Raw genomic sequence first — 24485 nt, 5'->3', positions numbered from 1 at the left:
CCATCACGGGGCCGGATCCGTTGCGCCCATATCGGGTGCACCCGGATCAGTTGCGCAGCGACCGCCCTTTCAGCTTGAAGACATAGGTGATGACTTCGGCGACCGCCCGATAATGCTCGGATGGAACTTCCGCGTCGATATCGCAAGCGGCATAGAGCGCACGGGCAAGGGGCGGGTTTTCTATGACCGGCACATTGTTCGATTCGGCGATCTCGCGAATCTTGAAGGCGACCTGATCCACGCCCTTCGCCAGCACCATCGGCGCGCCCATCTGGTTGGGATCGTATTTCAGCGCAACCGCAAAGTGGGTCGGGTTGGTGACCACCACGTCGGCGTTCGGCACCGCGGCCATCATGCGCTTGCGCGCGCGTTCGAACCGTATCTGCCGGATGCGGCCCTTGACCACGGGATCGCCTTCCTGCTGCTTGTGCTCGTCCTTCACCTCCTGCTTGGTCATCTTCATTTTCTTGTCGAACTGCTGCTTCTGCCACACGAAGTCGCCGGCGGCGATGAAGGTCAGGACGACGAGGACCCAGACCAGCAGGCGATGGGCCAGACTGTCCACCTGCAGCAGCATGGCGACGATGTCGATGCCGATATAGGCCTCGATGCCGCCGAACATCGGCACCAGCGCCATATAGGCGACGCCGCCGACCACCCCCAGCTTGACGATGCTCTTCAGCAGTTCCACGCCCTGGTTGGCCTTGAACATGTTCATCAGGCCGGGCAGCGGGTTCAATTTGCCGAATTTCGGCGAGATCAGTTCCCACGAGACATGGAAGCCGGTCTGCCCGATGGTCGAGAGGACGCCGGCCACCACGAACAGCAGGATGGGCAGCCACAGCGCCCACATGGCGTCGCTCATCACCCGGAACAGCAGCGCGCCGACCCCGGCCCGGTCGAAGGTGATGCGGTCCAGATTCTCGAAATAGTAATTCAGGCGGAAGACCAGCCCCTTCATCGTGCCGGGCAGGACGGAGACCAGAACCACCAGCATCGCCGCGACCATCAACCAGTTCGCGGCCTCGCGGGTCATCGCGAACTGGCCCTGCTTGTGGGCCTCGTCGAGCTTTTTTCCTGTCGGGTCTTCTGTTTTGGAGGACTCGTCCGCTTCTTCCGACACCGGCGTCCTCCCTCTACAGCGGCTTCAGGAATTCGATGAAGGTCGATTCGAAGCGCGACAGCCAGAACAGCATCATCGCCCCCAGCGTCAGGGCGAACATGAACAGGCCGAGCAGCACCTGGACCGAGGTGAAGAGCTGGAAGACCTGCACCTGCGGCGCCAGCTTGTTCAGGAGCCCCAGCGCCAGCGCGAACAGGATGCCGGTGATCAGGAAGGGGGCGGCCATCTGCACCCCCATCATGAAGCTCTTCGACACCAGCTGCCCGACCACATTCGCCATGTCGTCGATCGGGATCGCCGCCCCCGGCGTAAAGGTGGAATAGCTGTCGACCACCGCCATGATCAGCAGATGGTGCAGGTCGGTGACGAACAGCAGAAGCAGCCCCAGCCACCCCATCAGCGAACCGGGCAGCGATCCGGCGGACGCCATCGCCGGGTTGAAGATCTGCGCGTTGGCCAGCCCGCTCTGCAGGCTGATGATGGTGCCGGCCACCTCCAGCGCGCCCATCAGCAGCCGGGCGATGGTGCCCATGAAGATGCCGATGGTCATCTCGCCGGCGGCCAGCACCAGCAGTTGGAACGGATTGCCCGGCATCGGCGGCAGCATCGGCCGGATCGACGGCGCCACCACCACGCTGACCACCAGCGCGAACAGCAGCCGCGCCCGGGTGGGAACGAAGGCGTCACCGATGGTCGGCATCACGCTGAAGGCGGTGCCGACCCGCATGAAGACCAGCATCCAGACGAAGATCTGTTCGCCCAGCAGCTGTTGCAGGATGCTCATTGGCCCGCCGCGGCAGCGGTCGGGGCCGGGGCGGGCGTCACGCCGGTGCCGGGGGTGAAGGGCGCGCCGCCATTCTCGTTGGCGCCGACGCCGATGGCGACGATGCGGTCGGCGACCTCATGTTCGAAGAACTCGGTCAGCTTGCTCAGCATGAAGGGCATCAGCAGGATGCTGAGCCCGAAGACCAGCATCACCTTCGGCACCATGGCGATGGTCTGCTCGCTGATCTGGGTGACGGCCTGGAAGATGGAGATGACGGTGCCGAGCGCCATCATGATGACCAGAATCGGCCCGCACACGATCACCAGCGTGACGATCGAGGTGCGGCAAAGCTCGATGACTTCGGTCTCGTTCATAACTGCCAGCTGGGCATGACGACGTCTGGGACCGGGCGCGGGCCGTCACATCGGCATGCGCAGGATTTCCTGATAGGCATTCAGCACCTTGTCGCGCACGGCGGTGACGGTCTGCAACGTCACTTCGGCATTGGTCACCGCCTGGACGACGTCGCTGAGGTCGGCCTTGCCGACGGCGGCCAGCGCCGACATGTCCTCGCTCTTCTTCATGGTGCCGATGCTTTCCTTGGCCGCCTGTTCCAGCACATCGCCGAAGGACGCGCCGTCGCGCGCGGCCATACCGGGGCCGGTCGTCTTGGCGGCGGTGGTGGCATAGGCCGCAGCAGCGTTCAGCGGATTGATCATGGCGGCGGTTCCGGTCGGTCAGGAAGGTTTGCGGGCCTGGGCTTGCGGGCCTGGGCGGCGGAAAATCAGGTGCGCAGGAGGTCGAGCGTGCGGGTCAGCATCTGGCGGGCGGTGTCGATGGCCGACAGGTTGGCTTCGTAGCTGCGCTGGGCCTCGCGCATGTCCATCGCCTCCACCACCGAATTGACGTTGGGCATCAGGACATAGCCCTCGGCATCGGCCGACGGGTGCGACGGGTCGTACTTGCGCTGGAAGTCGCTCTTGTCCACATCGACCTTGGCGACGCGGACCTTGTCGACGTCCATCGCCCGGTCAAGCTCGTTCTTGAAGATGACGGTCTTGCGGCGATAGGGCAGATCGCCGGGCGTCTCGGCGGTGGTGTTGGCGTTGGCCAGATTCTCCGAGATGACCTTCAGGCGCGTGCCCTGCGCCTTCATGCCCGAGGCGGACACCGCCATCGACTTGTAGAGATCCATCGCACCGCCTCCTCAAAATCCGGCTGGAAAGACCGGCCGGAAAGACACTCAGCTGCCCGTGCGGATCGCCGACTTGATCATCGCCACCTGCTTCTTATACAGGTTCGTGATGGTCTGATAATCCATCGAACTCTGGCTCATCCGCATCATCTGGTCTTCCAGCACGACGTTGTTGCCGTCCGGCGCCGTCTCGTACGGGTCGCGCACCTTCTGTTCCTGGGACAGGCCCCCGGCGCCGCGGGTGCCGGCCAGATGCGACGCGTTGGTAGCCACCGGGGTCAGCCGCCGGCTGTCGCTCAGCGCGTCGCGGAAGCTGAAGGGCTTCAGGTCCCGGCTCTTGTATTCGGGCGTATCGGCGTTGGCGATGTTCTGCGACAGGACTTCCTGGCGTTGGGTCAGCCAGTCCATCTTGCGCGACATCAGTTTGAAGAGTCCGAGATTTCCGAGGTCCATCGCCCTGATCCCGCCACCAAGACCGCCGCCGATTCCGCCAGATGCCGCCCTGACGGCGGCGTCCGGCAAGGAGATCGCCATAGAGGACAATGGTCGCCCGTTTGCGTTAACGAAGGATGAATCCTTACCTGCGCGAATCGGCTGGGGCAACCGCCTTTACAGTTCGTTAAGCCTACCGGTCCAGGATGCGGCGCAGGAAGGACCCTCCGACCAAGGCCGCCTGTTGTCCGCGCAAGCCCGCCCTCCCGCCCCGTCGCCTGCCGGCCCGACTGCCGGCAAGACGGCGTCTCCCGCCCGGCGCCCGGCGCAACGCCCGGTCGCGGTGGCGCTGAAATACGAGCTGGGCACGGAAAGCCTGCCGCGGATCGTCGCCACCGGCAAGGGCACGGTGGCGGAGCAGATCCTGGAGGTGGCCTTCGCCAACGGCGTGAAGGTGCGCGAGGACGCCGATCTGGTCGAAATCCTGTCCGCCATCGAGGTCGACAGCGACATTCCGGTCGAGGCCATCGCCGCGGTGGCCGAAATCCTGGCCTATGTCTACCGCGCCAACGGCACCCTGCCCCCGGAGCCGCGATCCGAAGAGAGTCCGGAGGAGGACACGCCGTGACACGTCCGCCGCCCATGCCGCCGCCCATGCCGCCATCCTCCCTGTCGCCCTCCCCCACCCCTCCCATTTCCGACGGCGCCGAGTCGGCCACCGGCATCGCGCGGCAGGCGGCGGTGCTGGGCGACACGCTCGACGATGCGCGGGCGCAGGCGGAGGCCGGCGTGCTGATCGACCTCGCCGGGCTGGAAGACCGCGTCGCCCATCTCTGCCTCGCCGCGGAGGCTCTGCCACGCGGGGAAGCACGCTCGCTTCTCGGCCCGCTCGGCGATCTGGTGGCGGCGCTGGCTCCGCTGGCCGCCGCCCTGACCGACCAGCAGAAAGGACGGGAGGAGGTCATCGCCGCCGCACTGGCCGGCCGCGACGATCCGCACACCGCCCGCCAGCGCGCGGTCGCCGCCTATGGCCGCAGCGCCGGCCCGACCGGGTCCGGTATGCCAGATCCCGGCCTGCCCAACGACACGCCCTGATCAGAGAAAGCCCGCCGTTTCCATGGATCTCGACCAGTATATCCGATTCCTGATGGCGCTCGTCTTCGTCGTGGCGCTGATCATGGTCGTCGCCTGGGTGATGCGCCGGGTCGGCATGGCCGGCGGAACCGTGCGCGGACGCGCCCGCCAGCGCCGGCTGAGCGTGGTGGAGGCCCTGCCGATCGACGCCAAGCGGCGGCTGGTCCTGGTCCGCCGCGACGACCGCGAACATCTGATCCTGCTGAGCGCCAACGGCGACCTGCTGGTCGACAGCACCCCGGCGGGCGGATTCGACAGCGCGCTTGCCGGGGCGGAGGCCGCACCGGCCGACGCCCCACGCCCGGCGGGGAGCGATCCGCGATGAGGCGGTCCATCCTCCGCCGTCTTGGCGCCTGCTGGAAGCCGGCTGCCGCCGGGCTGGTGCTGGCGCTCGTCGTCGGCGTCGCGCTGGGCCTGAGCGCCGGGCCGGCGCTGGCGCAGAGCCTGACCTTCGACCTGGGCGACGCCGGCGGCACCGCCACCGGCCGCATCGTCCAGACCATCGGGCTGATCACGGTGCTGTCGCTGGCGCCGTCGATCCTGATCATGATGACGGCCTTCACCCGCATCGTCATCGTGCTGTCCTTCCTGCGCAACGCGCTGGGCGTGCAGCAGGTGCCGCCGACCACGGTGATGATGTCGCTGGCGCTGTTCCTGACCTTCTTCGTCATGGCCCCGGTGTTCGAGCGCAGCTACAATCAGGGCATCCAGCCGCTGATGAACCAGGAAATCGACGAGATGGAGGCGTTCCGCCGCACGATGGCGCCGCTCCGCGATTTCATGCTGCACCACACCGCCGAGAAGGACCTGCGCCTGTTCATGGACATGGCCCGCATCCAGTCCGTGCCGGAGGCGAACGACGTGCCTCTGCATGTTCTGGTCCCGGCCTTCATGATTTCCGAGATCAAGCGCGGATTCGAGATCGGCTTCCTGCTGTTCCTGCCCTTCCTGATCATCGACATGGTGGTGTCGTCGATCCTGATGTCGATGGGCATGATGATGCTGCCGCCGACCATGGTGGCGATTCCGTTCAAGATCATCTTCTTCGTGCTGGTCGACGGGTGGTATCTGATCGCCGGTTCGCTGGCCCGCAGTTTCGGAACTCTCTGAAAATACACCTATAGAGAGAATATTCCTGCGCACTTCGTCGCATCCCCCCGGTGCCGGAGGGGCCGCTCAAGCACGCTCTGGCGTTGGGCGCCGTAAACGCGTATGAGGAAAGACGATACGCGTTTACGGCGGGCGTTTACGGCGGGATTTGCGGCAAGGAAGCCGGTCCGCCGGATGGCTTCACGACGGACCAACTTCGGACCGCAATCACTGCATGACTGATACCGCTTTGAAGGCCGCGCAGCCCGACACCGGCAAGCTCGCGACGCTGACCCTGGGCGCGCTGGGCGTCGTCTTTGGCGACATCGGCACCAGCCCGCTCTATACGCTGCGCGAATGCTTCGGCGGCGAGCATGGGCTGCCGCTGACCCATGACAACGTGCTGGGCATCATGTCGCTGGTGTTCTGGGCGCTGGTGATGGTCGTCACCGTCAAGTATGTCGGCTTCGTCATGCGGGCCGACAACAAGGGCGAGGGCGGCATCCTCTCGCTGCTGGCGCTGGCGTCGAAGACGCGGCCGGACGCCTCGGGCCGGCTGACCGTGCTGACGGCGCTGGGGCTGTTCGGCGCCGCGCTGTTCTACGGCGACGGCATGATCACCCCGGCGATGTCCGTGCTGTCCGCGGTCGAGGGTCTGGGCGTGGCGGAACCGGCGCTGGAATCGGCGGTGGTGCCGCTGACCGTCGCCATCGTGATCGCCCTGTTCGCCATCCAGAGCCACGGCACCTCGCGCGTCGGGGCACTGTTCGGTCCGATCATGCTGGCCTGGTTCGCCACGCTGGGCATCCTCGGTCTGCTGGAGGTGATCCAGCAGCCGAGCGTGCTGGTCGCCTTCAACCCGCTCTACGCCATCGCCTTCTTCGCCAACCATGGCATCGCCGGCTTCCTGGTGCTGGGTGCGGTGGTGCTGGCAGTGACCGGCGGCGAGGCGCTCTATGCCGACATGGGCCATTTCGGCCGCCGCCCCATCCAGGTGGCATGGCTGGCCGTGGTGCTGCCGGCGCTGCTTCTGAACTATCTGGGCCAGTGCGCGCTGCTGCTGAGCGACCCGACGGCGGTCCGCAGCCCCTTCTACCTGCTGGCGCCGGACTGGGCGCTCTATCCGCTGATCGGCCTGTCCACCGCCGCCGCCGTCATCGCCAGCCAGGCGGTCATCTCCGGCGTCTTCTCGCTGACCCGGCAGGCGGTGCAGCTCGGGCTCTGCCCGCGTCTCGACATCCGCCACACCTCCAGCGAGGAGGAGGGGCAGATCTACATCCCCCGCGCCAACTGGGGCCTGCTGGCCGCGGTGCTGGGCCTCGTTCTGGTGTTCCAATCCTCCAGCCGGCTCGCCGCCGCCTACGGCATCGCGGTGACCGGCGACATGATCATCACCACCACCCTGTTCCTGGTGGTGGCCCGCCGCCGCTGGAACTGGAGCCTGCCGGTCTGCTTCGGCGTCGGCGCCGCCTTCCTGACGGTGGAAATCTCCTTCTTCGCCGCCAATGCGGTGAAGATCCCGCATGGCGGCTGGGTGCCGCTGGTGATCGCCTGCGTCACGCTGGGCCTGATGTCCACCTGGCGCCGCGGCCGTGCGGTGCTGACCAGGCGGCTGGCCGAGGAATCGCTGCCGCTCGACGCCTTCATCCAGCGGCAGGCGAAGAAGGGCGACATCCACCGGGTGAAGGGCACGGCGGTCTTCATGACCTCCAGCTCCAACACCGTGCCGATCGCCCTGCTGCACAATTTGAAGCACAATCAGGTCCTGCATGAGCGCATCGTCTTCGTCACCGTCGTGGTCGACGACGTGCCGCGCGTCCCGGCCAAGGACCGCGTGCTGGTCGAGGGGCTGGCCGACGGCTTCTACCGCATCACGGTGCGCTACGGTTTCTCGCAGGAGCCGAACATCCCGAAGGCCCTGCGGCTGTGCAAGGCCTTCGGGCTGGAGTTCGACGTGATGGCGACCTCCTTCTTCCTGGGCCGCGAGACGCTGATCCCGCAGATGAACTCCCAGATGGCGTTGTGGCGGGAGAAGCTGTTCGTGGTGATGTCCCGCACCTCGGTCAGCGCCACCGACTTCTTCAAGCTGCCACCCAACCGCGTGGTGGAACTCGGCACGCAGGTACAGCTGTAGCTGGTTGAAGGACGACTGCGGCACGACCGAAGACTTACCCCCTTCGCTCCCGCAAGAATCGGCGCCTCTGACAGAAAACAGTGTGATCTGAGCGAAAGCATCCTCCGTAACGGTGTTGTGTCCGCGGGAAGCGGACCTTCACCGACATGAGGGAATGCTATGAAGAAGGTTGCCACCGTGGCGATCGCCACCCTTCTTTTTGCCGGTTGCGCCAATGCGGCCATGGAGAAGATGGTCGGCGGCGCGCCGATGTACCCCAACAAGACCATCGTGGAGAACGCATCCCAGTCGAAGGACCACACCACGCTCGTCGCCGCCGTGAAGGCCGCCGGGCTGGTCGACACGCTGAACGGCAAGGGTCCCTTCACCGTTTTCGCCCCGACCAACGAGGCCTTCGCCGCACTGCCCGCCGGCACCGTCGACACGCTGCTGAAGCCGGAGAACAAGGGCCAGCTGACCAAGGTGCTGACCTATCACGTCATTCCCGGCAAGCTCGACGCCAAGGACATCGTGGCGGACATCAAGAAGGGCAACGGCAAGGCGATGCTGAAGACGGTGGAAGGCATGCCGCTGACCTTCACCCAGTCCGGCGATGCCGTGATGGTCGCCGACGCGTCCGGCAACACCGCCCGCGTCACCATCGCCGACGTCCAGCAGTCCAACGGCGTCGTCCACGTCATCGACAAGGTTCTGCTGCCGAAGTAACAGCCGGACGGGCGGGCGGCACGAAACCGGGAGTACGGCCCGGCATTCCGCCGATTTATGAGGTCGGCTTGTCCGCGGATTGCTTGCCGCCGCGATACTGCTTCAAAAACTTCTTGAACATATCCACTTCCGCGACGCGGGAGCGGATAGTGCCGACGTCGATCAGGCCCATCGCCTGTTCGGGGCGGGTCAGAATGCGGAAGGCATCCTCGTTCGGCCCGCCCTTCATCGCCCCTTCGAAATCCTTTTTCAGCAGATTCAGACCGTTGCCGTCGCCGGCCAGCGCCAGCGCCACGGCCCGGTTCAGCACAAGCTGCGACATGTTGGGGTCGAGCGGCTTGCCCGGCGTGGGCGGCGCCCCGATCACCTTGTTCAGCGCCAGTGCCGCCGCATCCCACTTCTGCCCCTTCCAGGCTATGTCGACGCGCAGCAGATTGGCGTTGGTGCTGTCGTCCTGGGCTAGAAGCTGCATCGCCTCGTCGCCGCGGTTCAGCTCGGCCAGCGCCTTGGCCTGCATCAGCCGCCGCTCCGCCGCCAGATCGGTCGGCAGCCCGGCGACGTTCGACAGTTCAAGCGCCTTCAGCGCCTCTTCCGGCTTGTTGTCGAGCAGCCGGACCGAGGCCAGCCGGGTGCCGACCCGTGCCTTGTCCAGCCCGGACAGGCGGAATTCGACCTGATGCTGAAGCAGATCGGCGGCGCGGTTCAGCAGGTCGATGGAAATCAGCCGTTCCGCCAGCTGCCGGATGATCTCGTCGCCGGCCTCGCCCACCGGGGTCAGCTCGCGGAACTGGTCGTAGAGCTGCATGGCGTCCAGCGTCGGCAGGCGCTGCGCCCCGTCCTTGTAAAGGTCGGCGAAGATGCGCGACATCTCCTTGGTGATCGCCTCGGCCCGCGGCGTGTCGGCGACCAGCGCCGCCGTCTCCTTCATCGTGTTGAAGCCCTTGGCATATTCGCCGCCGGCAATCAGCACCTCGCCCATGCGCGAGCGGATCTGCATCTCCAGATCGTCGCCGCGCCAGGTGAAGGTCAGGCCGGCCAGCTGCTCCGCCGCCGCGGTCGGCGACATCTTGCCTTCCGACAGCTCCAGATTGGTCAGAGCCAGCCCGGCCTTGGCACGGTAGAAGCGGTCGTAGCTGTTGAAGGCGGCGGTCAGCTGCTCGCGCGCCTGATCGGTCTCGCCGGTCTGGGCATAGAGCAGGCCGCGCAGATACTGGGTCTGCGGGTTCTCCTCCTGATCCGGGCCGCCATGCTCGATGACGCGGTCGAACAGCCGCTTGGCGGTCGCGGTGTCGCGCGTCTCCAGCGCCGCTTCGGCCGCCCGCAGCCCGAGCTTGCCGAGCATCGGATCGGGATAGCTGTTCAGGATCTGGCCCGACGCCTTGAAGCCGGCCATCGCCTTGGGCCAGTCGCGGCGGTCGGCGGCGATGGCGGCGCGCCACAGATTGGCTTCCGGATTGCCGGCGAGCGAGGGGATCGACAGGTCGGCCTCGCCGCCGTCGAGATCGCCGGTCAGCACGCGGGCGGCGCCGCGCAACGCCCGGAACTCCGGCCAGCCCTCCAGGTCGGGCTGGTTCTGTTGCAGCACGTCGAGCAGACCGAGCGTTTCCTGCCCGAACCCGTTGGCGAAATAGAAGCGCGCGAGATCGAGCTGCGCCTTCGCCCGTTCCGATTCCGGCGCGTTGACGACGGCGAGCTGGAGATCCTGCCGGGCCTCGGTGAAATGATCGAGGTCGCCACGCTTCCAGGCCGGCAGGTTGAACAGCCGGCGGCCCTGCATCTGGACGGTCTGGGCCTTCGGCGGCTCCATGGCGGCGGACGACCCGCCGGCCGGCGGCGCCGGCATCGGCGCGGCGGCCAACTGAGCCGGAACCGGCTGGGGAGCGGCAGACGGTGGAACAGAGGCGGCGGGCGGCGGCGGTGACGCCGCGTTGCCGGCGTCGGCGGTGGGCGAGATGTGCAGGCCGCCGGCCGTGGTCAGCTCCACCCCCTCCTTGATCGCCCGCACCGTCACATTGTCGGAGATCGGCCGCACCACCACGCCCTGGTAAGAGGCCATGACCTCAAGGTCCGGATAGCGGTGGGGTTCGGGCACCCCCTGCCCCGGGCTGGGAAGCGGAACGACCTGGATGCGGTCGCCGACGTCCGGATCGGCGAACTGCACGACGTTGGCCGCATCGGGGGCCCGCACCAGCAGCCGGGCGCCCAGCAGGAAATCGGGGTCCGGCTCCACCCGCAGATCGCCGGTGCTGCCCATGTTGGCGGGGCGGGCGGAGGACAGGATGCGCCATGTGGTGCCCTGCCGCTCCACCGTCGGCCACACCATCGGGCCGATCTTGGTGCGGAAGACGCTGCCGCCGGTCGCCGGCACCGGCTCAATCGCGCCCATCAGCTCGGCACCGGGACCGCTGAGCTTGCCGGCGCCGATCGGCATCGGCCGGTCGAAGGCGATGTAGAGCTGTCCTGCCCGCGGATAGACCGCGATGGAGGCCGGACCGCCGGTGTCGAAGGTCAAAACCGGCCCCTTCGGACCCGCCGCCGGCTGCGCCTTCGCATCGGCAGGGGCCGCCGGAGCCGCCTTGACCTCGGCCGGCGGAGCGGCGGGCGTTGCAGCGGGTGCCGGGTTGGCAGTGGCGGCATTCGCGGCGACGGCCGACCGGCCGGAGGTGGCCGACGCCACCATGGGCGCGTCCTTGCCGCCCTCCTTGGCCACGTCCTTCGCCGGCGTGGGCTGGCTGGCGCCCTGGTTGCCCTGCCCGGCCGGCACCCCCTGGGAGCCGGAAGCGGGCGCAGCGGCGGCCGGAGCGGCGCCGTCGCTCTTGGGCAGGCCGGCACGCGACCCCGGATTGCCGACGGACAGCACCATCGACTTGCCCGACGCGCTGTCGCTCACCTCGGCGTCCTGCGGCACGGCCAGCGTGACCGCCAGCGAACCGTCGGGCTGGCGGTAGGATTCGATGTTGCGGATGTTGCGCAGCGGTGCCTTGGGCAGGGCCGACAGGTCGGCGGTGCCGCCCTTGTCGAAGGCGACGGTCACCGCGGCGCCGTCACGGGTCACCGTGTAGCCGACCGGGGCCGGCCAATCGAAGGTCAGCCGGCTCCGGTCAGGCTGGTCGCCCCCCTGCACCCGCAGCCGGCCGGCGGACGGCACCGGCTTCGCGGCGTCCGCCTTGGCGGATGTCGGCGATGCGGGCGGCGCGCTCTCGGCCTTGGCGGCAGGCTCGGCCTTGGCGGCGGCCTGCTGCGGGGCAGCGCCCGCCGCGGCGGGCGACAGGTCGATGGCGACGGCGTTGCCGTTGCGGAAGCTCTTCAGCGAAACCGGGCGCTTCAGGTCGAAGGAGACCGTCTTGCCATCGGCCTCCACCCGCCCGGCGGCAAGATAGTCGGGCAACGCCCGCACCAGCCGGTCCAACGGGGCGTCGATGGGCTCGGTGAAGGCGATGACCAGCCGGTCGCCCTCGACCGACGCGGTGAAATCGACCTTGTCCGGCCAATCGAAGACCAGCCGGCCGAAATCCTTGTGGGTGCCGCCGCGCACCGGCACGCTGGCGGCATCGGCCGGCAGGGGGGAGAGCAGGACCGGCACGGCAAGCAGCGCCACCGCGGCGGCACAGCCGCGCAGCCAGCGCTTCCGTCGATAGCCCGAGCCGTCCGTCACCTCAATCCGCTCCTTCCTCGCGCACCACGATGTCGACCGGCAGGCGTCCCCCGCCATTCGGTGCATCGCCGGCAATCCCCGCCCCGTCCACCGGCATCATCACCGCCCGCGCCACCAGATCGCGGCGATAGCCGGTCTCGCGCAGGGCGGCGGAGACGGCGACCGCCCGCGTCAGCGCCCGTTCCCAGGCGACGCCGCCGGTCGTGTCCTCACGCTCCGCATGGCCGACCAGCTCGATGCGGTTGCCGATGCGGCCGATGACGGCGCCCAGCAGGAACAGCACCCGCCGCCCCTCCTCGGTGAAAGCGGCGCCGGTGAGGTCGAACATCCGCTCTCCCGGCAGGCGGATGACCACCCGGTCATCCTCGCGCCGGACATCGACCACCGCCAGCTCCGCATTCGACCGCAGCTGGCTTCCCAGCAAGGCCGCCAGATAATGCAGGTCGATGGCCGCCCTTGCCTCCACCGCCATGGCGTTGAAGGCGGCGCCGGGATCGGCCGGCCGGTCCGACGGTGTGGTGGCGGTCGAGCGCGCGGCGGGGATCGACTCCGACACGCCCTTCGCCAGACGGGTCCAGCGCTCCGCCTCCGGCTCGCTCATCGAATACATCAGCACGAAGAAGGCGAGCATCAAGGAGATCAGGTCGGTGAAGCTGATCAGCCACAGCGTCTTGCGCTGGGCGCCGCCATCGTCCGCCCCTGTCCGGCCGGCGATCCGGGGAACGCGGATCATTTCCGCACCTCTGTCTTCGCAGGGGCCGCAGTCGCCGGGGGGGCCTTGGCAGGCGCGGCCGTAGCCGGTGCGGTCTTCGCGGCCGGGCGGGCCGCCCCGCCCTCGTCCCAGCGCAGGGAGAACAGCAGCCGCACCCCGCCGGGCTCGCCGCGCTCGATCCCGACGGTGACGTTGCGGGCCGGCGCCCCATCCTCGACCAGGGCGCGGGCCAGCACACCGGCACGGGCGACCGGCCCCGGCGGCTGGCTGGGCGTGCCCGTCGGGCCGATGCCGAGCAGCGCGTCCAGCTCGACCCGTTCGCCCTGGCGCGACTGGCGGAGCGCATCGGCGATGCGGTCGATCAGTCCCTGACGGTCCGGCCGCAGGGCCATGGTGCCGGGTACGAACAAATCGTCGGCGGGCAGGCGCACCTCCAGCAGCTGGCCGGGGGCGACCACCTCCACCTTGGAGACCGCAACCGCGGTGGCGAACAAGGTGCCGACATCCTCCAGCCGCTGCACGGCGAAGACGGTCCCGGCGCGCGAGGCCACCGGCTCGGACCCGTCGCGCAGGCGCGGGTCGATGACGAAGCTGGGGAAGGTCCGCTCCAGCGAGGCGGCGACCGCCTTGACCTTCTGCACCGTCTGCACCGAATGGGCGTTCAGCACGATGAAGAAGACCAGGAGCAGTAGGAACAGCGACAGCAGAAGCAGGATGCTGCCGTTGTTCGGGTTGGCATGGCTAGCGGAACCGCCGGCGCGCCCGGCCCGCAGCAGCAACGGCAGCCCGGCGCTTCCCGTCCCCGGAGCGATGCCCTGGGCCGTGTGCCCGCCTCCGGGCCTGCTGGTGGGGGAGCCGGGCAGCATGGCGTCAGTCGAAGCTGGCCAGCAGACGGTCGATTTCGTCCTGGTCCATGGCGTTGCCCGGCAGCTGCGGGCCGTGCAGAAGCTGCTGGTCGGCCTCCGCCGCGCTCATCGGCTCGAAATGCACGGCAGCGGCCTCCGCCTCCTCCGCCGCCAGCTTCGCCAGCCGCGGGGCGTGGTTCTGCCGCACCTCGCTGCCGAAGGCGGCGACGATCATGTCCACCTTCGATTCGATGTGCTTGAGGGTGCGCACCACCTTGCTGATGCGCTGGCCGGTAATGTCCTGGAAGTTGCAGGCCTCGTAGATCGCGGTGATCTGGTCGTTCAGCTTGGCCGAGGTGCCGGCATCCGTCTGTCCGGCGACGGCGCCGATGGCGTCGCAGGCATCGAAGATGGCGAAGGTCGCCTTCTCCGTCGCACCGATCACCGCGTCCAGCTCGTCCGTGGCGGTGCGGATGTGTTCATCGCGGATTTCGGCCGGCTGGAGCGCTGCGATCTCCTGCTTGGCCGTCTCGATGTATTTGGCGAGGTCCACGACCTCCTTGTACAGGCGCAGGTCGGTGGCGGAGATGTCGCCGTCCATGCTGCCCAGGATGTTGCGGACGATGTCCGTCACCTCGTCGCGCGACAGCGGCTGTGCGGCTTCCGCGAAGGCGGCGTCGAGGCGCTGTCTCAGGAGCTTCTGTTCCGTCACGGCGGATTGGGCGGAGAAGGTCATCGGGCGTGTCCAGCGAGAGGGGCAAGGCCTTGGCGGAATGTGCCGGAACCTCCCCGGTTCGCGCCCTCCAGCGAGCGCACCGTCGGTGCCTTCCGCAGCGGAGGTTCGATGCTCCGACCGCTTGTGGCGCCCAACCGTCCAAGGAACTGTCCGAGCCGGCAAAGCCTAGGACGCGAGGGTTAAGAGCCCGTAAAGATGACCCCGCCAAGGGTCCTGACACTGCGCCCGAGTTGCCGGCGCGTCACACTGTGGCCGGCGCGACCGCATGGGCGCGAGCCTCGATAGCGGCGCGGTTCAGAACAGGCTGGCGGCGGCCGGCGCACCGAGAAGCGCGATCAGGACCAGCACGGTCACGGCAACCAGCCGCTCCATCGGCGACCAGCGCTTCCAGTCTTTTCTGAAGCTTTTCAGTTCGTCGGCCATGACAAACCTTCCGGGGTTCGGGAACTACATTGCAACGCAACGAAATTGTATCCGGTCCAGTTGACGCATGGTTAAAATCACCCGGCGATACGACAATGCTCGACCAGTGGCACAGAATTGCCACAGTCATGCCCGGCCGACCTCTGATCCAGGTCAAACATCGGCCAAATTTTCGACATTTCCCATCTCGCGGGCGGCGATGCCCCCGTCTCCGGCGGCGTGCCACTTCCGGCCGCTTCCGAAACCGGACGGTAATGCCTAGATGATAAGCTCTAGATCAAGCCTCCGATGCCCGGGGGCATCCAGCCTCCGACACCGGGGGCATCTGGCCTCCGATGCCGGAGGCATCTTGGCCTCCAAAGCCGGAGGCGCCGACGGGAGATGCGGATGGCGAAGGGAACCGACCTGAAGATCGGGCTTGCGCTGGGCAGCGGTGCGGCGCGCGGCTGGGCGCATATCGGCGTCCTGCGCGCGCTGGAGGAGATCGGGATCAAGCCCGACATCATCTGCGGCACCTCGATCGGCGCCGCGGTGGGGGCCGCCTATCTGACCGACCAACTCGACGAGCTTCAGGCCTGGGCGCAGAAGATGGGCTGGCTCGGCATGCTGGGCATCATCGACCTCACCTTCCGCCGCGGCGGCCTGGTGGCGGCCGAGAAGGCGTTCGGGCGCTTCGACAACGAGCGCAGCAACGTCCTGATCGAAAAGCTGCCGATGCCCTTCGCCACCGTCGCCACCGACCTGTCGACGGGGCGCGAGATGTGGCTGCGCGACGGCCCGCTGATGTCGGCGGTGATGGCCTCGGCCGCCATGCCCGGCCTGTTCCCGGCGGTGCGGCGCGACCATCACCTGCTGGTGGACGGCGCCCTGGTCAACCCGGTGCCGGTCTCGCTCTGCCGGGCGCTGGGGGCCGACATCGTGGTCGCGGTCAACCTGAACAGCGAGCTGTCGCCGCTGGGCCGGCCGGCCGGCCGCGGGGCCGGCAACGGCAAGGGGCTTGGCGGCAAAACAGTCGCGGTCAAGGCGCCGGAGCCGGTGGTGGCCGGCGGCGATGCCGGCTCACCCGCCCTGTCCCACCTGACCAGCCAGATCTCGACATGGCTCGGCCGCAAGCCCAGCCGGCGCACCCAGTTCCTGGCCGACCAGATCGACGACGCCCATGCCCACAAGCAGTTGCCCAATGCGCTGGAGGTGATGGCCGGCTCCATCGACATCATGCAGGACCGCATCACCCGGTCCCGTCTGGCCGGCGAGCCGCCCGACGTGCTGATCGCGCCGCGGCTGGCCCATATCGGCATCCTGGAGTTCGACCGCGCCGCCGAGGCGGTGGAGATCGGCCATGCCGCCGCCTCCATGCTGCGCCCCTCCATCGAACTGGCCCTGCGCCGCGCCTGACCGGTTGCGCTGGAGGCTGTTCCCGTCTTCCGTATCAGCCATATATCCCTCGTGTCCCGGCGTCCGGCCGGGCTACGCTCCCGTCTGCCCCCTCCCCGTTTGTCCCCTCCCCGTCTGCCCTTCCCCGTTTGCCGCGAGAGCCAGCGTCCATGAGCCAGTCTGCGCCGTCCGACACCGTCGCCACCCTGCTCGCCAGCGGGACGCCGCATTGGGGCGCCAACGGCACGGTGCTGGACGGCGGTTCCGTCGGCGCCGCCGCCACCGTCACCTATGGCTTCCTGACCAGCGCGCGACAGGTCTCCGCCACCGACTCCACCGGCTTCGCCGCCATGAACACCGCCCAGCGCGCCGCCGTCCGGCAGGCGCTGGCGGCCTGGAGCGCGGTGGCCAACGTCACCTTCGTGGAGACTTCCGACGCCGCAAGTGCCGCGGTCGCCTTCGGGACCAACCGGCAGAGCGGCCAGTCGGCGGCCTACGCCTATTATCCCTCCAGCGGCATCCAGGGCGGACAGGTGTTCCTGGCCAACGACAGCGCCGGGAACACCAACCCGACGTCGGGCAGCTACAGCTACATGACCGTCATCCACGAGATCGGCCATGCGCTGGGGCTGAAGCATCCCGGCAACTACAACGCCGGCAGCGACGACGGGACGGAGGGGCCCTACCTGCCGGCGGCGACGGACAATTATGCGTTCAGCATCATGTCCTACAACGAGAACGCCGCACTGCCGTCGGGGACCTACCTGACCGGCCCCAGCCTCTTCGACATCGCCGCGATCCAGTATCTCTACGGCGCCAACATGGCGACCGGGGCCGGCGACACCGGCTATACGCTGAACACCGGCAGCTTCACCACCCTGTGGGATCCCACCGGCCACAACAGCCTGAACGGCGCCGCCCAGACGGCCGACCTGTCGCTGGATTTGCGCAGCGGCCAGTTCAGCAGCGCCGGCGGCACGACCTTCCTGGCGCTGGCCTATGGAACCAGGGTGCAGCTGGCGACCGGCGGCAGCGGCAACGACAGCTTCACCGTCAACAACCTGGGCAATGTGCTGGACGGCGGCGCCGGCACCGACACCGTGGTGTTCAGCGGCCGCCGCGCCCAGTACCGCGTCCAGCTGCTGGACGCCGGCCGCTACATCGTCAGCGGCGCCGACGGCAACGACCTGCTGACCAACATCGACTATCTGCGCTTCGCCGACGGCAGCACCGCCCTGTCGTCGATGGTGTCCGGCAGTTTCGACGCGCTGCGCTACGTCGCCTCCAACAGCGACCTGATCGCGGCACTCGGCACCAACGCCGCGGCGGCGACCCAGCATCTGATCGGGGCCGGCGTCTATGAGGGCCGCAGCCTGACCGGCTTCGATCCCTACAATTATCTGGCCGGCTATGGCGATTTGCTGACCAGCTTCGGCAGCGACGTCGCCGCCGCCACCCGCCATTACATCGAGGCCGGCAACCGCGAGGGCCGCAGTTCCACCCTGTTCGACACGCTGTCCTACGAAGCCAGCAACCCCGACCTGATCGCCGCCTTCGGCGACAACCGCGAAGCGGTGGAGCTGCATTACATCGTCAGCGGCCGGCTGGAGGGCCGTTCGCTGACCCGCTTCAACGCCACCGCCTATCTGGCGGCCAACCCGGACGTCGGCGCCGCCGTCGGCGGCAACCTGACCGCCGCCAAGCAGCATTACGTCAGCCATGGCTATGCCGAGGGGCGGGCGCTGGCCTGAAAGGTCTGAACCGGGCGGCCCTTATTTCGCGGGCCCTTATTTCGCGGGCCAGATCCAGGTCAGCTCGTGCTTGTTGTGGTGGAGGTGGAGCACCCGGCCGCCGGGGATCTCCGCGAAGGCGCGGGCGGTCTCATGGTCGGTTTCCGCCTGGAACTTCAGCGTGCAGACGAAGCGCTTGGCGAGCCCGCTGTCCATCCACTCCTTCACCAGCCGCAGCAGGCGGGTCGGGTAGCAGATCACGTCGCAGCACAGCCAATCGACCGGGCCGACCGTCGCCGGCTTCAGGCCGAAGGCGCTCTCCTGGCGGATCTCCACCCGCGGCAGGGCGGCGATGGCGGGATCGAGCGGCGCCTTGTCGACGCTGACCACCGACGCGCCCAGCTCGTGCAGCACCCAGGTCCAGCCGCCGGGACAGGCGCCGAGGTCGAGGCAGCGGTCGCCCGGCCCCGGCTGCTCGCCGAACAGGGTCAGCGCCTCCCACAGCTTCAGATAGGCGCGGTTGGGCGGCGCGGTGCGGTTCTCGACGAAGGTCACCTCGCCGTTGCGGAACGGGCTGGAACAGCGTGCCGCGGCGATGATGGTGGAATCGTCGACCAGCGTCCAGGAGCCCAGCGGCGCCGTCGGCAGGGGCGACGGGAAGACCACCGGCTTGGCCGAGACATGCGGCAGGTTTTCCTGGATCAGGGCGGCGCGGCGGTGATGGCGCTGCGACCACAGCGCCCAATTGCGCTGGATGCCGCGCAGAGCCTTCGCCCCGCCCTTGATCGAGGGGAACTCGATGCGCACCGGGTCGTACCAGATGTTCTGTGCCCAGGCCGCCGGCCGGGCCGGGCCGTCGACGAAGACCAGCCGGCCGTCGACCGATGCGACCTCCCCCAGCTCCGCCACCAGATCGTCGAGGAAGCCGTCCGCCGCCAGATAGATGGTCTGGCCAAGCGGGGTCACCACCGCGCCGGGAACGGCTTGCGGGTCGGTGCCGGGGGCATTCGGGGAGGCGGTTTTGGGGGTGCTGTCGTCCATGCCCCAGGGGCTACCGCTGCCGGCCGTCGAATGCAAGCGCAAGGATGCGGCGCACCCCTTTCGGCGTGACGCGAAGGGGGCTGTGACAAAGCGTCTCGAAACTTCTTATATGCGATTGGCTCGCAATAGCGTCATTGACAACGATTCTCACTCTCAGCTATTGCTGGGTCCGGGACACCTCATCCGAAACCGATTTTCGCCGAGGGCTTATGTACGTCTGCATCTGCCACGCGTTGAACGATAAGAAGGTCAAGGCTGCGCTCGATCAGGGCGCCACGACCCCGGCCTCGGTGTTCCGCCATCACAAGTGCCAAGTCCAGTGCGGCAAATGCGTTCCGACCATGCGCAGCATGGCCAGCGAACACCGCGCCACCTGCGCGCAGCTGACCGCCGCTGCCGCCGCCGTTGCGGCGACGCCGGCCGCCGCCCCCTGCTGCGGCTCCGCCTTGCCTGAGCCGGCCAATGCCGAGGCGGTTCCCGCCTATGCCATCGCGGCCGAGTGAACAGGCGCACACAGGTGTAGGACCGCCCTCCCCCGCAGCTCTACCACTTCCGACTTTGTGCTGAATAACAGGTCTACAACCTCGCCTTAAGGCTGCGACAGATTGCGCGCCGACTATGATTTTTGGGCGGATTGACCCGGCGCCGGCATTCCGGCACAAAAGCGTCACCAAAACAAAAGAACGTCGTCAAAATGATGGCGTATAAAAAACAGGAACGGGCCGGATGAAACCGGCCGTGGAGGAAACGCAATCCAACCGGGAAGACTTCCTTGGCCACCGGGTTTGCTTTGTCCTTGATGGGTGGAGCGGCCCGGCGGGATTTGGATTCGGACGGGTATTCCGCAACTGCGAAATCGCACCGCGAAAACCGGGCGGCATCTCCCAAACGGGCTGTGCCGACTGCGCTTCCGGCGTGTTTCCGCTATGTCGGCATGGGGATATCTTTCCAATCGGCCGAGAGGTCAAAAAGCGCCAAGAAGTCAAAAAAAGGTTGAGGATCAAAGGAGGACCCTTTCATGAGCCGCCGTAACCGGCAAGCTTTCGACACGTTGAGCCGTGATCTGGTGCTGCGCGCCACCGACCGCATGGAAACCCTGCGATCGATGGTGGAGCGCGCGGACAGCAGCCGGCGGGAAACGTGGGAACGCACGCTCGACCGTCTCCGCGGCCTGAACAATCGCGCCATCGCCCGCATCGAGGCCGCCCACATGGCCGACGACGACGCATGGCCCTTCGCCCGCGCCCAGGCCGATCAGGCGATGATGGACCTGATGCGCGCGCTCGACGATTTCGACGGCCATCTGCGCCTGATCGCTGCCTGACCGGGCCGCGAAAGGCCCCAAATGAAAAAGGCCCTCTCCCGCGGGAGAGGGCCTTTTTCATTGGGCAGAACGCCCCGAAATCAGGACGCCCCGAAATCGAGGCCCCAGGCCGAGTAGCGTTCCGGATCGTCGACCCAGCCCTCGCGCACCTTCACGAACAGGATCAGGTGGACGCGGCGTTCCAGCATATGGGTCAGTTCGGAGCGCGCGGCGGACCCCAGCGCCTTGATCCGCTGGCCACCCTTGCCCAGCACGATGGCCTTCTGGCTTTCGCGCTGCACGAAGATCACCTGCGAGATCTTGACCGAGCCGTCCTCGAACTCCTCCCACACCTCGGTCTCGACTGTGGCGGAATAGGGAAGCTCCTGGTGAAGCTGGAGGAACAGCTTTTCGCGGGTGATTTCCGCCGCCAGCAGGCGCATCGGCATGTCGGAGATCTGGTCTTCCGGGAAATGCCACGGCCCGTCCGGCAGACGGTCGGCCAGGAACTGCTTCAGATGGGCGACGCCGTCCTCGGTGAAGGCCGACACCATGAAGATGTCGGAGAAGATGCCCTCCTGCCGGAAGGCGTCGGCGATGCCGAGCAGGACATCGCGCTTCACCAGATCGATCTTGTTCAGGATCAGGATGGCTTCGCGCCCCTGCTCCTTCAGCCGGGCGACGATGCTGCGGGTGTCCTCGTCGATGGAGCGGCGCGACACGTCGTAGAGCACGCCGATCACGTCGGCATCCTCCGCCCCCTGCCAGGCCGCTGCCACCATGGCGCGGTCCAGCCGGCGCTTCGGCTTGAAGATGCCGGGGGTGTCGACGAAGATCATCTGGGCATCGCCCTGGATGGTGATGCCGAGCACGCGGGTGCGGGTGGTCTGCACCTTCGGGCTGACGATCGACACCTTGCTGCCGATCATCGCGTTCAGCAGCGTCGACTTGCCGGCATTCGGCGCGCCGACCAGCGCGATGAAGCCGCAGCGCGGATTGTCCGGCATCGTCGGCAGAGGCGGCAGGACGGAGATGGGCTGCCCGCGCGGGGCGTCCTCATCATCCTCGTAGTCGTCGTCCTCGTATTCGCCGTCCTCTTCGTCGTCGAAGTCGCCCTCTTCGGCGTCCCCCTCAACGTCCTCTGCGGCGCCCTCCGCGGCGTCTCCGCCCTCGAGACCGGCGTCTTCGAGCGCCTCGTCGGCCGGCACGGGCTCCGGAGTCGGCTCCGCAGCTTCGGAACCGGGCTGGATCTTCGTCTTGTCGATGTCGTCGCGACCGTCAGTCATCGACTTGCACTCCCACCTGGCGCAGCAATGCGCTGGCCGCCTTCTTTTCCGCGATGCGCTTGGAGGAGCCGGAACCGGAGACCGGATCCATGCCCTCGACATGCACCGCAACCACGAACAGCGGCTCGTGCGCCGGGCCGCTGCGTTCGATCTGTTCATAGCGGGGCAGCGGCTTGCCGCGGCCCTGCGCCCATTCCTGCAACGTCGTCTTGCTGTCCAGCGGCGGCGGCGTCGCCTTGTCGATCTCGCCGGCCAGCGCCTGCCGGACGAAGCGCGTCACCGGCTCCAGCCCGCCATCGAGATACATGGCGCCCAGCACCGCCTCGCAGGCGTCGCCCAGGATGGTGCGGTTCTCCCGCCCGCCGCTCTGCGCCTCCGCCGGCGACAGGCGCAGATAGGCGCCCAGCCCGATGGCGTCGGCGACGCGGCCCAGCGATTCCCGGCGCACCAGCGCGGCGTGCCGCTTGGCCAGCGCGCCCTCCCGCTCGTTCGGATAGCGTTCCAGCAGCCATTGCGCGACGACCAGCCCGACGACGCGGTCGCCCAGGAACTCCAGCCGCTCATAGGCGATGCCCGGCCCCTTGTGCCCCTTGCGACCGGTCCGCTCCAGCCCCATCAGGCTGGGGTGGGTGACGGCATCGTGCAGGAGCGACGGGTCGGAAAACTCGTACCCCAGCGCCTGCGCAAGGCTGGCGACGTCCGCGGACCGGGCGGCGCCATCGGGCTGGATGTCGGAGCCGGCGCCCAGATCGGCGGGCGCCTTGGTGACGGTGGACACTTACCGGACTCCGTTGAACAGACGGCTGAAGCGCAGATCGACCGGCCAGCGCCAGATTTCGTAGAAGCGCGTGCCTTCGTCGAGCGAGAAGAACAGGAATTCGGCGCGGCCGACCATGTTCTCGATGGGAACGAACCCGACCTGCGACGGCACGCGGCTGTCGAGCGAGTTGTCGCGGTTGTCGCCCATCATGAAGAGATGGCCGGGCGGCACCTTGAACACCGGCGTGTTGTCGAGCGGGCCGTTGTCCGACTCCTCGATGATGCGGTGGGTGCGGCCGTTGGGCAGCGTTTCGATGAACTGCGCGGTGCGGATGCTGCGGCCCAGCGAATCCGTGGTCACGTAATCCTCGATGCGCTCCCGCTTCACCGGCTGGCCGTTGATGTGCAGGATGCCGCCGATCATCTGGACGGTGTCGCCCGGCAGGCCGATCACCCGCTTGATGTAGTCGGTCTTGTTGTCGCGCGGCAGCTTGAACACCGCCACGTCGCCCCGTTCCGGCTCGGAGCCGAGGATGCGGCCCTCGAACAGCGGCAGGCCGAAGCCGACGGTGTATTTGCTGTAGCCGTAGCTGAACTTCGACACGAACAGGTAATCGCCGATCAGCAGCGTCGGGATCATCGACCCCGACGGGATGTTGAACGGCTCGAAGGCGAAGGTCCGCACGCCGAAGGCGATCAGCACGGCGAAGATCACCGTCTTGACGGTTTCGGCGAACCCGGATTCCTTGGCTTTGGCGGTGGGCGCCGTTTCTTTCTGAAAGGTCATTCTGGGGTCGCCGTTTCGGTGGGCGTTTCGGACTGGATGGGTTCGGCGCTGATGACGACGAACGCTTCCGCCATCGGGTATTCGTCGGTCAGCGTCACATGGATTTTCGCGCGCATGCCCGGCGGCGTGATCGCCTCCAGCCGGGCCAGCGCGCCGCCGGTCAGGCGCATCGTCGGCTGGCCGGATGGCAGGTTCACCACCCCCATGTCGCGCCAGAACACGCCATCGCGGAAACCGGTGCCCAGCGCCTTGGAGCAGGCCTCCTTGGCGGCGAAGCGCTTGGCATAGGTGGAGGCCCGCGCGTTGTTCTTCGCGGCGGAGCCGGCGCGGCGTTCGGACTTGGCCTGCTCGACATCGGTGAAGATGCGGTCGATGAAGCGCTGTCCGAAGCGCTCCAGCGACTTTTCGACCCGCCGGATGTCGATCAGGTCGTTGCCGATGCCGAGGATGGTGCCGGACATCGTCATGCCGGCATTCCGGCAGCGCGCGCCCTGTCCATGGCCTTGCGCATGCGGGCGATGGAGTTGGTCAGCCCGACGAAGATCGCCTCCCCGATCAGGAAATGGCCGATGTTCAGCTCGACGATGGTCTGGATCGCCGCCACGGGGCCGACGGTGTCGTAGCTCAGGCCGTGGCCGGCATGGCATTCCAGCCCGATCGCCTCGGCATGGGCGGCGGCACGGACGATGCGCGCCAGTTCCGCCTCGCGCTCCGCAGGGCTGTGGGCATCGCAATAGGCGCCGGTGTGCAACTCCACCACCGGAGCGCCGAGGCGCTTGGCGGCGTCGAGCTGCACCGGCTCCGGATCGATGAACAGCGAGACGCGGATGCCGGCGGCGCCCAGCTCGCCGACCGGGCGGACCAGATGGTCGTACTGGCCGATCACGTCCAGACCGCCTTCGGTCGTCACCTCGGTGCGCTTTTCCGGGACGAGGCAGGCGGCGTGCGGCTTGTGGCGCAGGGCGATGCCCAGCATCTCGCCGGTCGCCGCCATCTCGAAGTTCAGCGGACGGTCGATCTCGGCCATCAGCCGCTCGATGTCGCGATCCACGATGTGGCGGCGGTCCTCGCGCAGATGGGCGGTGATCCCGTCGGCCCCGGCCTCGATGGCCAGCTTCGCCGCGCGCACCGGATCGGGATGGGCCCCGCCGCGTGCATTGCGTACGGTCGCCACATGGTCGATGTTCACGCCGAGGCGAAGAATACGGGACATGCAAGGACTCCAAAGCGCCGCCGCCCGCCGGAACGGGCGGGGG

At 67.8% G+C, this 24485-nt stretch carries 27 protein-coding genes; 10 read left to right on the top strand and 17 right to left on the bottom strand.

The features are described 5' to 3' along the window. Positions 1 to 46: 46 nt before the first annotated feature. From flhB to flgB, 6 genes are all read right to left on the bottom strand, one after another. On the bottom strand, positions 47 to 1123 hold the full coding sequence (gene flhB / locus ABNQ39_RS03385) for a flagellar biosynthesis protein FlhB (protein ID WP_376958933.1): 1077 nt from the start codon (positions 1121 to 1123) through the stop codon (positions 47 to 49). A 13-nt stretch (positions 1124 to 1136) separates the two neighbouring features. Further along, positions 1137 to 1907, bottom strand: a complete 771-nt coding sequence (gene fliR, locus ABNQ39_RS03380; protein ID WP_376958931.1) for a flagellar biosynthetic protein FliR — start codon at positions 1905 to 1907, stop codon at positions 1137 to 1139. Next, the gene (locus ABNQ39_RS03375) at positions 1904 to 2263 is read right to left on the bottom strand and encodes a flagellar biosynthetic protein FliQ (RefSeq protein WP_098740089.1); all 360 of its coding nucleotides are present in this window, start codon (positions 2261 to 2263) and stop codon (positions 1904 to 1906) included. Before ABNQ39_RS03375 ends, fliR begins: the two co-directional genes overlap by 4 nt. Before the next feature lie 45 nt (positions 2264 to 2308). Beyond that, complete coding sequence (fliE, locus tag ABNQ39_RS03370; protein ID WP_098740090.1) at positions 2309 to 2608, bottom strand: flagellar hook-basal body complex protein FliE; 300 nt, start codon at positions 2606 to 2608, stop codon at positions 2309 to 2311. A gap of 65 nt (positions 2609 to 2673) precedes the next feature. Then, on the bottom strand, positions 2674 to 3084 hold the full coding sequence (gene flgC / locus ABNQ39_RS03365; RefSeq protein WP_174475116.1) for a flagellar basal body rod protein FlgC: 411 nt from the start codon (positions 3082 to 3084) through the stop codon (positions 2674 to 2676). A 48-nt stretch (positions 3085 to 3132) separates the two neighbouring features. Beyond that, positions 3133 to 3504 (bottom strand): flagellar basal body rod protein FlgB, encoded by a 372-nt coding sequence (gene flgB / locus ABNQ39_RS03360; RefSeq protein ID WP_376958927.1) that lies wholly within the window; start codon positions 3502 to 3504, stop codon positions 3133 to 3135. A 256-nt stretch (positions 3505 to 3760) separates the two neighbouring features. Here flgB and ABNQ39_RS03355 point away from each other — a divergent pair, with 256 nt between their 5' ends. The 6 genes from ABNQ39_RS03355 to ABNQ39_RS03330 all read left to right on the top strand — a co-directional run bounded on the left by ABNQ39_RS03355 (position 3761) and on the right by ABNQ39_RS03330 (position 8578). Beyond that, positions 3761 to 4144 (top strand): EscU/YscU/HrcU family type III secretion system export apparatus switch protein, encoded by a 384-nt coding sequence (locus tag ABNQ39_RS03355; protein ID WP_109051083.1) that lies wholly within the window; start codon positions 3761 to 3763, stop codon positions 4142 to 4144. After that, a complete protein-coding gene (locus ABNQ39_RS03350; protein WP_376958925.1) occupies positions 4141 to 4611 on the top strand; it encodes a hypothetical protein in 471 nt (156 codons plus the stop codon). The genes ABNQ39_RS03355 and ABNQ39_RS03350 overlap by 4 nt, the downstream gene beginning before the upstream one ends. Positions 4612 to 4633: 22 nt before the next feature. Next, on the top strand, positions 4634 to 4975 hold the full coding sequence (locus ABNQ39_RS03345; RefSeq protein WP_376958923.1) for a FliO/MopB family protein: 342 nt from the start codon (positions 4634 to 4636) through the stop codon (positions 4973 to 4975). Next, entirely contained in the window at positions 4972 to 5760 is a 789-nt protein-coding gene (gene fliP, locus ABNQ39_RS03340) for a flagellar type III secretion system pore protein FliP (protein ID WP_376958921.1), read from the top strand. Before ABNQ39_RS03345 ends, fliP begins: the two co-directional genes overlap by 4 nt. Positions 5761 to 5974: 214 nt before the next feature. Further along, on the top strand, positions 5975 to 7873 hold the full coding sequence (locus ABNQ39_RS03335; RefSeq protein ID WP_376958919.1) for a potassium transporter Kup: 1899 nt from the start codon (positions 5975 to 5977) through the stop codon (positions 7871 to 7873). A gap of 159 nt (positions 7874 to 8032) precedes the next feature. After that, positions 8033 to 8578 carry a fasciclin domain-containing protein gene (locus tag ABNQ39_RS03330; protein WP_376958917.1) on the top strand — a complete coding sequence of 182 codons (546 nt, stop codon included), beginning with the start codon at positions 8033 to 8035 and terminating at the stop codon, positions 8576 to 8578. Between the two features lie 55 nt (positions 8579 to 8633). Here the strand turns inward: ABNQ39_RS03330 and ABNQ39_RS03325 are convergent, their stop codons facing one another. The 5 genes from ABNQ39_RS03325 to ABNQ39_RS03305 form a co-directional block, all read right to left on the bottom strand. Beyond that, positions 8634 to 12233 carry a tetratricopeptide repeat protein gene (locus ABNQ39_RS03325; RefSeq protein ID WP_376958915.1) on the bottom strand — a complete coding sequence of 1200 codons (3600 nt, stop codon included), beginning with the start codon at positions 12231 to 12233 and terminating at the stop codon, positions 8634 to 8636. A 1-nt stretch (position 12234) separates the two neighbouring features. After that, complete coding sequence (locus tag ABNQ39_RS03320; protein WP_376958913.1) at positions 12235 to 12966, bottom strand: OmpA/MotB family protein; 732 nt, start codon at positions 12964 to 12966, stop codon at positions 12235 to 12237. After that, positions 12963 to 13811, bottom strand: a complete 849-nt coding sequence (locus ABNQ39_RS03315; RefSeq protein ID WP_376958911.1) for a hypothetical protein — start codon at positions 13809 to 13811, stop codon at positions 12963 to 12965. Before ABNQ39_RS03315 ends, ABNQ39_RS03320 begins: the two co-directional genes overlap by 4 nt. A gap of 4 nt (positions 13812 to 13815) precedes the next feature. Continuing rightward, the gene (locus ABNQ39_RS03310; RefSeq protein WP_376958909.1) at positions 13816 to 14526 is read right to left on the bottom strand and encodes a protein phosphatase CheZ; all 711 of its coding nucleotides are present in this window, start codon (positions 14524 to 14526) and stop codon (positions 13816 to 13818) included. A gap of 294 nt (positions 14527 to 14820) precedes the next feature. Next, complete coding sequence (locus tag ABNQ39_RS03305) at positions 14821 to 14949, bottom strand: hypothetical protein (RefSeq protein WP_280177257.1); 129 nt, start codon at positions 14947 to 14949, stop codon at positions 14821 to 14823. 387 nt (positions 14950 to 15336) lie between these two features. Here ABNQ39_RS03305 and ABNQ39_RS03300 point away from each other — a divergent pair, with 387 nt between their 5' ends. Together ABNQ39_RS03300 and ABNQ39_RS03295 are read left to right on the top strand one after the other, a co-directional pair. Then, entirely contained in the window at positions 15337 to 16344 is a 1008-nt protein-coding gene (locus tag ABNQ39_RS03300) for a patatin-like phospholipase family protein (protein ID WP_376958907.1), read from the top strand. Between the two features lie 149 nt (positions 16345 to 16493). After that, positions 16494 to 18074: a matrixin family metalloprotease gene (locus ABNQ39_RS03295; RefSeq protein WP_376958905.1), complete on the top strand. Its 1581-nt coding sequence runs from the start codon at positions 16494 to 16496 to the stop codon at positions 18072 to 18074. Between the two features lie 36 nt (positions 18075 to 18110). Here the strand turns inward: ABNQ39_RS03295 and ABNQ39_RS03290 are convergent, their stop codons facing one another. Continuing rightward, positions 18111 to 19094: an SAM-dependent methyltransferase gene (locus ABNQ39_RS03290; RefSeq protein ID WP_376958903.1), complete on the bottom strand. Its 984-nt coding sequence runs from the start codon at positions 19092 to 19094 to the stop codon at positions 18111 to 18113. 209 nt (positions 19095 to 19303) lie between these two features. Here ABNQ39_RS03290 and ABNQ39_RS03285 point away from each other — a divergent pair, with 209 nt between their 5' ends. Together ABNQ39_RS03285 and ABNQ39_RS03280 are read left to right on the top strand one after the other, a co-directional pair. Beyond that, entirely contained in the window at positions 19304 to 19597 is a 294-nt protein-coding gene (locus tag ABNQ39_RS03285; RefSeq protein ID WP_376958901.1) for a (2Fe-2S)-binding protein, read from the top strand. A 515-nt stretch (positions 19598 to 20112) separates the two neighbouring features. Next, on the top strand, positions 20113 to 20418 hold the full coding sequence (locus ABNQ39_RS03280; protein ID WP_376958899.1) for a hypothetical protein: 306 nt from the start codon (positions 20113 to 20115) through the stop codon (positions 20416 to 20418). Positions 20419 to 20498: 80 nt separating this feature from the next. Here ABNQ39_RS03280 and era read toward each other — a convergent pair whose 3' ends face one another. From era to ABNQ39_RS03255, 5 genes are all read right to left on the bottom strand, one after another. Then, positions 20499 to 21404: a GTPase Era gene (era, locus tag ABNQ39_RS03275; RefSeq protein ID WP_098741097.1), complete on the bottom strand. Its 906-nt coding sequence runs from the start codon at positions 21402 to 21404 to the stop codon at positions 20499 to 20501. Positions 21405 to 21675: 271 nt separating this feature from the next. Next, positions 21676 to 22461, bottom strand: coding sequence for a ribonuclease III (rnc, locus tag ABNQ39_RS03270; RefSeq protein ID WP_376958897.1), 786 nt, complete (start codon positions 22459 to 22461; stop codon positions 21676 to 21678). Continuing rightward, positions 22462 to 23229 carry a signal peptidase I gene (gene lepB, locus ABNQ39_RS03265; protein WP_109047425.1) on the bottom strand — a complete coding sequence of 256 codons (768 nt, stop codon included), beginning with the start codon at positions 23227 to 23229 and terminating at the stop codon, positions 22462 to 22464. After that, the gene (gene acpS, locus ABNQ39_RS03260) at positions 23226 to 23696 is read right to left on the bottom strand and encodes a holo-ACP synthase (protein ID WP_376958895.1); all 471 of its coding nucleotides are present in this window, start codon (positions 23694 to 23696) and stop codon (positions 23226 to 23228) included. The genes lepB and acpS overlap by 4 nt, the downstream gene beginning before the upstream one ends. Further along, the gene (locus ABNQ39_RS03255; protein ID WP_376958893.1) at positions 23693 to 24442 is read right to left on the bottom strand and encodes a pyridoxine 5'-phosphate synthase; all 750 of its coding nucleotides are present in this window, start codon (positions 24440 to 24442) and stop codon (positions 23693 to 23695) included. The genes acpS and ABNQ39_RS03255 overlap by 4 nt, the downstream gene beginning before the upstream one ends. Positions 24443 to 24485 lie beyond the last annotated feature (43 nt).

The sequence above is a fragment of the Azospirillum sp. A26 genome (assembly GCF_042604635.1).
In the GTDB taxonomy this organism is placed as follows: Bacteria; Pseudomonadota; Alphaproteobacteria; order Azospirillales; family Azospirillaceae; genus Azospirillum; species Azospirillum palustre.
This window is presented reverse-complemented; position numbering and strand designations above follow the sequence as displayed.

Excerpts from the sequence above, each read along its gene's own strand:
- ABNQ39_RS03335 (WP_376958919.1), top strand. The coding sequence starts at position 5,975 with ATGACTGATACCGCTTTGAAGGCCGCGCAGCCCGACACCGGCAAGCTC.
- ABNQ39_RS03345 (WP_376958923.1), top strand. The coding sequence starts at position 4,634 with ATGGATCTCGACCAGTATATCCGATTCCTGATGGCGCTCGTCTTCGTC.
- ABNQ39_RS03255 (WP_376958893.1), bottom strand. The coding sequence starts at position 24,442 with ATGTCCCGTATTCTTCGCCTCGGCGTGAACATCGACCATGTGGCGACC.
- ABNQ39_RS03320 (WP_376958913.1), bottom strand. The coding sequence starts at position 12,966 with ATGATCCGCGTTCCCCGGATCGCCGGCCGGACAGGGGCGGACGATGGC.
- acpS (WP_376958895.1), bottom strand. The coding sequence starts at position 23,696 with ATGACGATGTCCGGCACCATCCTCGGCATCGGCAACGACCTGATCGAC.
- lepB (WP_109047425.1), bottom strand. The coding sequence starts at position 23,229 with ATGACCTTTCAGAAAGAAACGGCGCCCACCGCCAAAGCCAAGGAATCC.
- ABNQ39_RS03310 (WP_376958909.1), bottom strand. The coding sequence starts at position 14,526 with ATGACCTTCTCCGCCCAATCCGCCGTGACGGAACAGAAGCTCCTGAGA.
- ABNQ39_RS03305 (WP_280177257.1), bottom strand. The coding sequence starts at position 14,949 with ATGGCCGACGAACTGAAAAGCTTCAGAAAAGACTGGAAGCGCTGGTCG.
- era (WP_098741097.1), bottom strand. The coding sequence starts at position 21,404 with ATGCCGGACAATCCGCGCTGCGGCTTCATCGCGCTGGTCGGCGCGCCG.
- ABNQ39_RS03285 (WP_376958901.1), top strand. The coding sequence starts at position 19,304 with ATGTACGTCTGCATCTGCCACGCGTTGAACGATAAGAAGGTCAAGGCT.
- ABNQ39_RS03280 (WP_376958899.1), top strand. The coding sequence starts at position 20,113 with ATGAGCCGCCGTAACCGGCAAGCTTTCGACACGTTGAGCCGTGATCTG.
- ABNQ39_RS03375 (WP_098740089.1), bottom strand. The coding sequence starts at position 2,263 with ATGAACGAGACCGAAGTCATCGAGCTTTGCCGCACCTCGATCGTCACG.
- ABNQ39_RS03290 (WP_376958903.1), bottom strand. The coding sequence starts at position 19,094 with ATGGACGACAGCACCCCCAAAACCGCCTCCCCGAATGCCCCCGGCACC.
- fliE (WP_098740090.1), bottom strand. The coding sequence starts at position 2,608 with ATGATCAATCCGCTGAACGCTGCTGCGGCCTATGCCACCACCGCCGCC.
- ABNQ39_RS03300 (WP_376958907.1), top strand. The coding sequence starts at position 15,337 with ATGGCGAAGGGAACCGACCTGAAGATCGGGCTTGCGCTGGGCAGCGGT.
- ABNQ39_RS03295 (WP_376958905.1), top strand. The coding sequence starts at position 16,494 with ATGAGCCAGTCTGCGCCGTCCGACACCGTCGCCACCCTGCTCGCCAGC.
- ABNQ39_RS03330 (WP_376958917.1), top strand. The coding sequence starts at position 8,033 with ATGAAGAAGGTTGCCACCGTGGCGATCGCCACCCTTCTTTTTGCCGGT.
- fliR (WP_376958931.1), bottom strand. The coding sequence starts at position 1,907 with ATGAGCATCCTGCAACAGCTGCTGGGCGAACAGATCTTCGTCTGGATG.
- flgB (WP_376958927.1), bottom strand. The coding sequence starts at position 3,504 with ATGTCGCGCAAGATGGACTGGCTGACCCAACGCCAGGAAGTCCTGTCG.
- flgC (WP_174475116.1), bottom strand. The coding sequence starts at position 3,084 with ATGGATCTCTACAAGTCGATGGCGGTGTCCGCCTCGGGCATGAAGGCG.
- fliP (WP_376958921.1), top strand. The coding sequence starts at position 4,972 with ATGAGGCGGTCCATCCTCCGCCGTCTTGGCGCCTGCTGGAAGCCGGCT.
- ABNQ39_RS03315 (WP_376958911.1), bottom strand. The coding sequence starts at position 13,811 with ATGCTGCCCGGCTCCCCCACCAGCAGGCCCGGAGGCGGGCACACGGCC.